General features: G+C 48.9%; 7 protein-coding genes and 1 pseudogene. 3 read left to right on the top strand and 5 right to left on the bottom strand.

Features of this window, described 5'->3' with window-relative positions; genetic code table 11:
- The first annotated feature begins 1,017 nt into the window (after window positions 1-1,017).
- From MHM84_RS20970 to MHM84_RS20960, 3 genes and pseudogenes are all read left to right on the top strand, one after another.
- Window positions 1,018-1,452, top strand: coding sequence for a hypothetical protein (locus MHM84_RS20970; RefSeq protein ID WP_239268951.1), 435 nt, complete (start codon window positions 1,018-1,020; stop codon window positions 1,450-1,452).
- A 598-nt stretch (window positions 1,453-2,050) separates the two neighbouring features.
- A pseudogene (locus tag MHM84_RS20965) lies at window positions 2,051-2,343 on the top strand (IS5/IS1182 family transposase); the annotation flags it as partial.
- A gap of 885 nt (window positions 2,344-3,228) precedes the next feature.
- Complete coding sequence (locus MHM84_RS20960; protein ID WP_239268949.1) at window positions 3,229-4,107, top strand: FCD domain-containing protein; 879 nt, start codon at window positions 3,229-3,231, stop codon at window positions 4,105-4,107.
- A gap of 36 nt (window positions 4,108-4,143) precedes the next feature.
- Here MHM84_RS20960 and MHM84_RS20955 read toward each other — a convergent pair whose 3' ends face one another.
- From MHM84_RS20955 to MHM84_RS20935, 5 genes are read right to left on the bottom strand one after another with little or no spacing between them, the layout of a single operon-like run.
- On the bottom strand, window positions 4,144-5,223 hold the full coding sequence (locus tag MHM84_RS20955; RefSeq protein ID WP_239268947.1) for an Ldh family oxidoreductase: 1,080 nt from the start codon (window positions 5,221-5,223) through the stop codon (window positions 4,144-4,146).
- Window positions 5,224-5,228: 5 nt separating this feature from the next.
- A complete protein-coding gene (locus tag MHM84_RS20950) occupies window positions 5,229-6,446 on the bottom strand; it encodes a CoA transferase (RefSeq protein WP_239268945.1) in 1,218 nt (405 codons plus the stop codon).
- A 24-nt stretch (window positions 6,447-6,470) separates the two neighbouring features.
- Window positions 6,471-7,355: a CoA ester lyase gene (locus tag MHM84_RS20945; protein WP_239268943.1), complete on the bottom strand. Its 885-nt coding sequence runs from the start codon at window positions 7,353-7,355 to the stop codon at window positions 6,471-6,473.
- A gap of 35 nt (window positions 7,356-7,390) precedes the next feature.
- Entirely contained in the window at window positions 7,391-8,671 is a 1,281-nt protein-coding gene (locus tag MHM84_RS20940) for a TRAP transporter large permease (RefSeq protein ID WP_239268941.1), read from the bottom strand.
- Window positions 8,668-9,189, bottom strand: coding sequence for a TRAP transporter small permease (locus MHM84_RS20935; RefSeq protein ID WP_239268939.1), 522 nt, complete (start codon window positions 9,187-9,189; stop codon window positions 8,668-8,670). Before MHM84_RS20935 ends, MHM84_RS20940 begins: the two co-directional genes overlap by 4 nt.
- Window positions 9,190-9,260: the final 71 nt, after the last annotated feature.

Here is a 9,260-nt window from a genome sequence, read left to right as displayed (position 1 = left end):
ACGCCGGCCGAGATCGTCGAGTACGTCGACGATTCCCCCCCCCCCCCCCCCCGAACAGGCAGGCCGTCCTGCTTCGCCATTTCGACTATCATCCGCGTCCCTGGTGACTTTCCATCCCATGCCGCTACCAAGTGAGTGCCGTACCAACTCATACGCTGGTTCCGTATACCGCCCGCCGCCTTGTCGAAACGCACCCACTCGGCGGGAAGCGCCACGAGCGTAAGTCATTAGACACTGCAAAGCGTTCGTCAAGCGTGTCCACGCCGCGAGCACCTCGCGAGACACCTGGCAGTTCGGCACTCATAAGAATTGCGACGCAGAATCCATGGACCTTACGCCGGCCCATAGCGCTGTGATGACGATGCTCTGGAGCATGGCTACACTGGGAAAATCCATGGCCCCGGGAAATCCGAGGGATAATATTGCTCCACGGAATCCATAAATCATGGTCTTCGGGCTGACGCCAGCGGGGCAGCAGGCTTCAAGTTGCGTCGTGGAACTTCTGCACTTGCCCTTGGATTTGGTCATTGCTGTAGCGGACCCTTGGGGAAACTACGCCGTAAAATCTATACACGAGGGCTCTAAAGGCACTGATAACTGTCTATTCAAGAAAAGTGCGCCGCAGGGCCCATAGAAAAGTCGGCGAATTGCCCTGCGTAATCCATAGAAAGGATGGGACAGCAATACTGCGCCAGCCATTGCCGAGCTGGTGGTAGCCTCGGGGCGTCACATTGCCGATATCGATGATGAGGAGGACCAACCCTTCCCTTGGCCAGTGGTATTGCTCGGGATATCCAAGCTCAGGAAGGGCTGACCGATGCCACATTGCTCACGTACGTCCTCGATTTTCTGAATAAGTGTGAAACAGGCAAGGTCTTCAAGCAGTACCTGATAGAATGTGGCGATCCTGCCTGACAGTGTAATCAGCTATCCAGTGTATACAGCCGGCGGAGCACTAATTGAGTGCGATGGGCTTAAAAGAAAAGCTATACTGATTCCTTTTGAATAGGAAATACTATGAGCGAGTTGCAGACCTACACTGAGGAAGTTTACGAGCAAGCAAAGATGGGTGACTGGGACCGAGTCTTTTCCGAGTGGAGAGAAATACCGTTTATCGCAAATCGGTGTAGTCGCTATCAAAAAGAATCTTCTGGTTGGACATTCTTGCATCAAGCAGCCTATTTCGGACATGAGGAAGCCTGTCGGAAATTGATTCGGTTAGGGGCTTCTGCCGGAAGGCAGGCTCATGACGGCAAATTAGCTGCAGATATTTCACAGGAGAAGGGGCATACGGCTTTGGCAGCCCTCTTACGGCGAGCGCTACAAGACGAGGAATCACTCTGGGCAGCATCGAACGATCCAGACCTGCGACCTAGTAGTAATTTTTGGGGAGAGGCTATAGAGCGTCAAGCAGCAGGGGGCATGCTTGTTGCTTATGCTGGGGGGTGGTAAAAATTCCAAGCGGCGCAAGATACTTTACAGACACATTTGAGCGTATCCTAGTTGGTTGGCATGGCACTTTTGACCCGCCTTGCGGAATGAATGGCGAATCGATGTTATAAAGTGCATTGCTCACAGTATCTCCTAGTAATGGGGCTCAGCCTATGACCTTCAACCGCGAGTTAAAGTGCTTTTCAAAACCTTGAAAGCAGCTCAGCCATTCTGCATTTTCATTTCTGTCCTGGCTAGCATCGGCCCTACGCAGGCTGGCGCGACACTCAGTCTGCCTAGCACGGCCACTCCGGGCATATGAACATCGTAGATACTTTAGCCAAGTGAGTGTCGGCCAGTTGGTGGACTTATCAATTTCTGGTCGCCGCTTGGCGAGGTTCCAGGACGACATCGCACAGCAGAGATTCTGACTGCCTCGATTGTTTGCGGTAATAGACTGGGCCTGACCAGCAAGGAGATGGTTTCCTGGGCGCGCGAGTGGAATGTCATTCAGGCCTATATCCAGTTAGGCAAGACGACGCGTTATCCGTTTATCGAAGGTACTAACAGCAAGTCTCAGGGCAACTACCTTAACTAGCATTGGCTGCTGAGCTTCCCAATGCACGGCGAAGCGGATTACACCAGCATGTGAAAGCGCCTGCACGAAGAGAAGGCTGCCCCGAAATCCTGGGCTGTGTCGCTGCCAAACGCGGCGCGATCGAGAAGGAGGAGGACAGCCCGATGAGCATGCTACTGCTGGAATTCGAGAACGCCAAGGCCAGCGGTCGAGTATACGTTTCATGTCATCAAGAACCTCTTCGGCTACAGGAAAGATCTCAACAAGGTCTAACCAAGACCTATTACGGCTGTTTAGCTTGTTCGTCTTGCAATCTGGTTCTGGCAGGGCGATAACAGGGCCTTGCTGATGGGGTCGGTGCACCTTGAGCCTGGCCTGGTGGATGCCCTGATTGCCAACGAAATTGACTGTCTACAATGGTTGGAAAGTGATCGCTTATGAAGTGAGCGTGCCGTGCTTTAAGTCCCAGCCGACCACTGCCAATTGTTCGGCGGTCCATAGGCTCGGTGCCAAGAGTCCTTAATATTTACCTATACGCTTGCTTTGTAAAAAATATTACAAATATATATAGATGATATCTGAAAATATAGGGGTTAACTTTTTCACTAGTTTTCTTTGCAAAATAATTGTTTGCGATCCGGTATGTATTAAATCCTTGTTTTATTCAATGGATTGCGAGGGGTATATTGATATCGTCGTTATCTTATGCGCACTTCGTTATAAAATTAGAGATAAGCAAAGGAAAAACAGAAATTCTATCCGCGCTAGTGTATACAACAAATGCCTAATATTAAAAGCTATTCCAGATTTTTCAGATATACGACATATCCTTTAATATAATATTTAAAAATCATAAAATGATGGGGGCGCTTAGTATCGTCAGCATACGCGGCTGTGTAGCGGATACAAAGCCACCCACTGACTGGGGCGGGCGCCTGTTGGACCTCTTTAAAGATGTGCAGTGTAGTGGTCGCCATCAAATCAGTTTGTTATCCATCTCGCTGTTCCACGATGAATTGAGCAATGATCACACGCTGCCAACAGAGGGTAGCTCCTACGGCTTAACCTATCATCCGACCTTACAGCTAGACCCTGCTTCCTACCGAAGCTATCATTCACATAGAGATGATAATGCGTTACTATCTAATTTTCCATAAGCCACTGAATGTACCATAATTTACTTAACTATTTGTTTACTAGCTAATAATCTAGGACCAATTATGCCACGCTATCCTGAATCTCGTAAAAGAGCGGTAGTTGAAAAGTTATTTTTACGTGGAAGGCGAAGTATCAGCGATATCGCCAGAGAGGAAGGCATTTCGATGGCTACCATCTATAAGTGGTTAAAAGAAGCAAATCAGCAGGAGCCGGGCACGCCCAGACCAAAGGATAAACTGCCCAGCGAGAAAATCCACAGGCGTAAGCTCTCTGAGGATGTTTCAGAGAAAATTAAGTCTTGGATTCGAAGTGGCTATTTTGCTGAGGGTGACCAACTCCCCTCAGAGAGAGAACTAATGTCTTCGCTGGGCGTAGGCCGGACTTCCATAAGGGAAGCTTTGTTCTCCTTAGATAGATCAGGATTGGTTGAGCTAAAAAACGGAAGTCGGGCAGTTGTATCCCGCCCCAATCCTAAACTGCTACTAAAAGACCTTAGTGGAATCGCGGAAGACCTTCTTGCCACCAAAGAAGGACTTAAAGAATTTCAGCAGGCCCGCACCTTCTGGGAGGTATCCATTGTACGATATGCTGCTCAGTGCGCAAAAGAAGAGGATATTTCTGATTTGAAAATATTGCTGGAGGAGAATGAGCGTTTACTTCATAATTTGGAGGGTTTCGCGAAATCAGACTTAGCATTTCATGATCGTATAGTCCAGATCCTAGATAACTCCATTTTTACTGCCGTCAACACGGCTCTGAGAGAGTGGCTAGCTGAGCAGCGTAGCACATCACTGACACGTAGCGGGGCCGCCCTCATGGCCTACGAAGCTCATAAAAGAATATTCGAGGCGATTGAAGAGGGCGATCCCGATGCAGCAGAGACTGCTATGAAAAACCATCTTGAGCAAGTTGAAGTCTTATACTGGAAACGTGGCGATTAAAAATTGTGATAATGGGGAAAAGGTCTAATGATACTGCTAGTATGGAATAGGAAGTTTAGCTCCATGCTGCCTACCACAAGCCTTGAGATCTTCAATTACGCCAGTTCCCAAAGGAACCCCATCACGTATAGCTCGCTCGCGACTTAGATGCTCACGCTCACCGGGTAGATAGATCTCCTCGACGCCAGAGGCTTTTTCTGCGTTATGTATTTCATAGCTTACTTGGCTCATCCGTTCACTGAAGGCTTCTGGAGCTGTGAATAGGTTAATAGGTAAAACTCCCATTAAATGGCCTGAGTTCTGTTCGTTTTCGAGATCCTCATAAAGATGCCGAAGCCCCGACCCAAATAGGGCTGATGTCAACATGGTACTAAGTAAGCCTACCACCAGAGTTAGGGCATATCCTTTGGGACCACCAACAGGTTGAACCAGCCCTTTCAGTGCCTCGATGGGGTCAGTGGTTGGCCTGCCCTGTAGATCTAAGGCCCAGTCTGCTGGGATTCTCTCGCCATTGCGAGCCGCCACAATAATTTTCCCACGTGCAGCAACAGAACAGGCCATGTCGAGAATAACCGGGGGTTGGCCTTGCATCCTAGGGAGCCCAATCGCAAAGGGATTATTCCCAAGTAGCGCCTCGCGCCCTCCCCAGGGGGCCATATGGTTGATAGCACCGACCGTAAAGCTGAATCCGATCATATCGGCACGAGTCGCTTGTTCTACAAAATAACCAGCTGCCCCATAATGATTGCTATGCTCGACTGCAACGAAAGATGGGACGCTGTTGGCTCGGGCTTTATCAATAGCAACTTCCATGGCAAGGTGCCCAACAAGGTGCCCTAGGCCATTATCGCCATCTACGATACAGCTGCCTAGTTGTTCCCGCTTTCGTTTAATATTAGGTTTAGCATTAATAACACCGGCACGTAGACGCTCGGCATAGATCGGCAGGCGAACGACACCATGCGAGTGTACTCCTTTCAGATCCGCATCGACTAGGCTTTCGGATACGAGCTCCGCTTCGCATTCAGGGACGCCAAGGCTAGTGAGTACTTGGCAGACGAAATCTAGTAGGGCTGGATAGCTTATTCGTTTGATATTCGCTTCCTTCTGATCCATCACGTTCATTCCCTATCTTGGCCAAATAGGCCGTCAGCTCTAATTTGAACAATCCTATCCGCGCTGAAGCCACTGGCAGCGAGAACTGCTTCGGTATGTTCACCCAACTTAGGTCCGGTGTGGCCGATACGTCCCGGAGTTTTTGATAGGCGTGGGATTACATTATGCATCTTTACTTGCGTCCAATCATCATCTTCAGCGTCTACGATCACTTCGCGTGTTCTGACATGATCATCAGCTAATAATTGCTCGATATCATATACCGGAGCGGCAGTAACGCCAGCAGCGTAAAACGTTTCAAGGTTCTCCTCCTGCGTTTTATTTCCTATGACGGCCTGTACTAAATCATCTAGCGCTTCCACGTTCTGAATACGGTCATGGTTTGTTATAAAGCGAGGGTCTTCAATGAGTGCCTCAAGACCAAGAGAACGGAAGAATTTATTGCACATCGACTGGGTTGCTGCCGAGATGGCGACCCACTTCTCGTCTGAAGTGAAGTAAATGTTGCGTGGTGCATTTGTCGGTGCACGATTACCACGGCGTTTCTGTTTGACCCCGAAGTGTTGGTATTCGGCTGCCATCGGACCGAGTATGGAGACTAAAGGTTCGTAAATTGCTAAATCTATGACTTGTCCGCCATCATCCCTCCTCAATTGGTCGAAAAGCGCTATCATGGTAGCCGTAGCTCCATAAAGAGCTGTCACCATGTCTGCTAATGGCAAAGGTGGTAAAGTCGGGGGGCGATCGGGAAACCCTGTCATGTCTGCAAAACCACTCATGGCTTCTATCAACGTACCGAAGCCTGGCCGCTTGTGATAAGCGCCAGTCTGGCCCCAACCGGAAGCGCGGACAATAATAAGATTAGGATTTACCTTATGTAATTCGTTAGGACCGATACCCCATGATTCAAGTTTCCCTGGGACAAAGCTCTCCGTAAGAACATCAAAGTGGGGGACTAGCTCCAATAGGATTTTTCGCCCCTCTTCACGTGAGAGGTCGAGAGTCATCGACTTCTTATTCCTAGCGTAGACCTTCCACCAGAGCTGAGAGTTGGCAGGCGACCAAGCACGCAAAGGATCACCACTCCCCGGCTGCTCAACCTTAACGACTTCAGCTCCAAAATCTGCCATTATCGTGCTGAGAAAGCCGCCTGCGACGAGTCGGGCCAGGTCGAGTACTTTAACGCCTTCCAGAGGAAGTTGTGTGTGATTAACTTTTTCCATAATAGCTCTCTATTTTTCCTAAGCTTAAACTTGTAAAAGGCCAAGTGCCCGGGCCCTATCGAGAAGCTTTTCTGCGGTTTTTACCATAGCGTAATCAACTAGCTTGTTATCCACCGTAATAGCACCAACTCCATTACGTTCAGCTTCCCTAAAAGCCTCAACTATTTTTCTCGCCTCTATAATCTCAGCTTGGCTGGGTGAAAAAACTCTGTTCGCAACGGCAACCTGGTTTGGGTGGATAGCTGCTTTCCCCTGAAAGCCTAGACTCTTAGCTTGCTCACAGTCAGCTCGGTACCCTTCAGAATCTGTTACATCAAAGAATGCAGTATCAACGGGCCCCTGTAGCCCGCCAGCACGGCTAGCCAAAGAGGCTTGGATCTTAGCATTAAGAATATGCGGACCGACATTGGAGGTCGGTATGCCTAGATCCTGGGTAAGGTCCCCGGCTCCCGGCATCAATACTTGGAGACGCCCCCCCGCACTAGCGGTTTCTGCAATGTTTAGTACGCCCTTGGCCGTTTCAACTAGGCCCATCAGCGCTACAGCCCCGTCAGGAATACCGTTTTGCGCTTCCAAGCTCGCGATCAGCGCGCTGACGATTCGTACTGTCTCCGCCTCATCAACCATCGGCAGAAGTATTCCTGTAAGCCCAGGTATACAAACGGCTCTCAAATCTTCACCAGCCATCCCTGTAGACCAGCCATTTATCCGCACAAATATCGGCTTATCCTGACCATGCGCTTCAATGGCCTTGCGTGTGATTTCTCTTGCCTGAGGTTTCTCTGAGAGGGCAACTGCATCCTCTAAATCCAAAATCAGTACATCCGCTTCCGAGGCTACCGCCTTTTCTATCTTGCGTTCATCCATTCCAGGGACGAAGAGCCAGCTCCGCAAGGGTTTCGTGTTCATGTTTCGCCTCCAATAAAGTGATAGTTGGCTAACTGTTATCTTACCTGCTCTGGCAGGAACATAATGATGTCAGGGAAAAAACATAAAACCATTAAATCTAACAAAAGCACAGCAAGTACGGGGCCGAGTTCCCGGAAGATTCGGTCCATTGGAATCTCACCGATACCGCTGACTATGAAGAGATTAATTCCCAGCGGAGGAGTTACTGTGCCAATGCCTAGATTTACTACTGCAAGCACTCCGAACATTACCGGATCAATACCTATATGAGCAACCATGGGTGTAACTAGAGGGACTAATATAACAACAGCGGCGGATGCAGTTATAAACATACCTGCTACCATAAAAAGCCCCATCAGTAACAAAAGTATGATGATTGGGCTTTCGCTTAAAGCCAAGACGTAATTTGCAACCTGCTGAGGAACCTGCTCGAAAGTAACCACGAAGCCCAAAATATTTGCTCCGGCTACTACAATCATGATTGTTCCCGTCGTAACCCCCGAACGTATAAATATTTGGGCGAGGTCTCGGATGGCTAGGTCTCGGTAAACAAACACCGATAATATTATGGCATAAAGAGCAGCTACTGCACCGGCCTCGGTGGGCGTAAAAATGCCTCCGTATATTCCTCCCAGCACAATTACAGGAATAAACAGTGCTAAGCCGGCCCGTCGAAAAGCCACAAAAAAGTGCGTTGCCGTGAACGTTACTTCCCGTACTGGATAGCCGCGCCGTTTAGCCTGTATGGAAAAGAGTAAGCACAACGATAGGACGATCAGGAAGCCGGGAATCACACCGCCCAAGAATAATTGACTAATAGAAACATTGGCTACAGAACCATATACGACGAACGTGATGCTAGGCGGTATTATAACGCCAGTAACGCCACTGGCTGCGACGACAGTAGCAGACCAGCCCTTATCATATTTCTCTCGGATCATCTCTGGCAGCATAACAGATCCCATAGCCGCAGTAGAGGCCGCTGATGAACCAGACATAGCGTCCATCATCGAACCTGCCACCTGCGTAACGATAGCCAGTCCTCCATGTAGTGCGCCGATAAAGGATGCAGCTAGGTCAATGAGGCGACGCGTTAAACCTCCTATAGACATTAAATCGCCTACAAGCACAAAGAAAGCCACTGCAAGAAATGGGAAAGAGTCAACTGCGACATACATACGCTGAGGGATGCTAGTCAGCGGCATACCAGTATCCGCCCCAATGATAGCGATTACACCAGCAAGAACCATTGAAAAGGCAATAGGAAGCGAAAGGACAGCCAAGATTATAAAGGAGATAAAGAAGATTGCACTCATTCTGTTACCTCCTTAGACTTCCTGCTATCATTAGGCCCAGGTGTATCTTTTCCGCGTATTAATTCGCAACCTTGGCGAATAATATCGCATGCAGCGTAGATAGCGATCAGAGAAGCTGAAACTGGAATAGCCAAATAGATATAACCCATGCGTAGTTCAAGTGTTGGGGAATTTTGTGTCCAAGTGCGCTGAGTAAGTTCCATTCCATATCGTGCAAGGTAGTAACAGGCTAACAAAGCTAACGCACATAATAGTGTATCAAGTAATTTTGAGCTACGTGGTCCCAATAGTCCAGCAATCAAATCGATAGACAGATGCCGGCGCTGGCGAAACGCGCTCGCAGAGCCCAGGAAAGTGACCCAAACAAACGAGAAGCGAGCAATCTCAGAGGTTCCGCCAATTGAGATTCCTGAGAAGTAACGCAAACTGATTTGAATAATTATTGCCATAATCATCGCTAGAACGCCAACAGCTACTAGAAAGCGGCAACATTGGTCAACCCAATCAAGGTATCGCATAGCTTAAACCCTACTTCCGCAATTACAGATAGGGTGATGAGGCTAGGGCGTGTCGAGTAGCTACACGCCCA

It is taken from the genome of Halomonas sp. McH1-25, assembly GCF_022348165.1.
In the GTDB taxonomy this organism is placed as follows: domain Bacteria; phylum Pseudomonadota; class Gammaproteobacteria; order Pseudomonadales; family Halomonadaceae; genus Modicisalibacter.
This window is presented reverse-complemented; position numbering and strand designations above follow the sequence as displayed.

Coding starts and splice junctions, on each gene's coding strand:
- MHM84_RS20970 (WP_239268951.1), top strand. CDS start 1,018: ATGAGCGAGTTGCAGACCTACACTGAGGAAGTTTACGAGCAAGCAAAG.
- MHM84_RS20960 (WP_239268949.1), top strand. CDS start 3,229: ATGCCACGCTATCCTGAATCTCGTAAAAGAGCGGTAGTTGAAAAGTTA.
- MHM84_RS20955 (WP_239268947.1), bottom strand. CDS start 5,223: ATGGATCAGAAGGAAGCGAATATCAAACGAATAAGCTATCCAGCCCTA.
- MHM84_RS20950 (WP_239268945.1), bottom strand. CDS start 6,446: ATGGAAAAAGTTAATCACACACAACTTCCTCTGGAAGGCGTTAAAGTA.
- MHM84_RS20945 (WP_239268943.1), bottom strand. CDS start 7,355: ATGAACACGAAACCCTTGCGGAGCTGGCTCTTCGTCCCTGGAATGGAT.
- MHM84_RS20940 (WP_239268941.1), bottom strand. CDS start 8,671: ATGAGTGCAATCTTCTTTATCTCCTTTATAATCTTGGCTGTCCTTTCG.
- MHM84_RS20935 (WP_239268939.1), bottom strand. CDS start 9,189: ATGCGATACCTTGATTGGGTTGACCAATGTTGCCGCTTTCTAGTAGCT.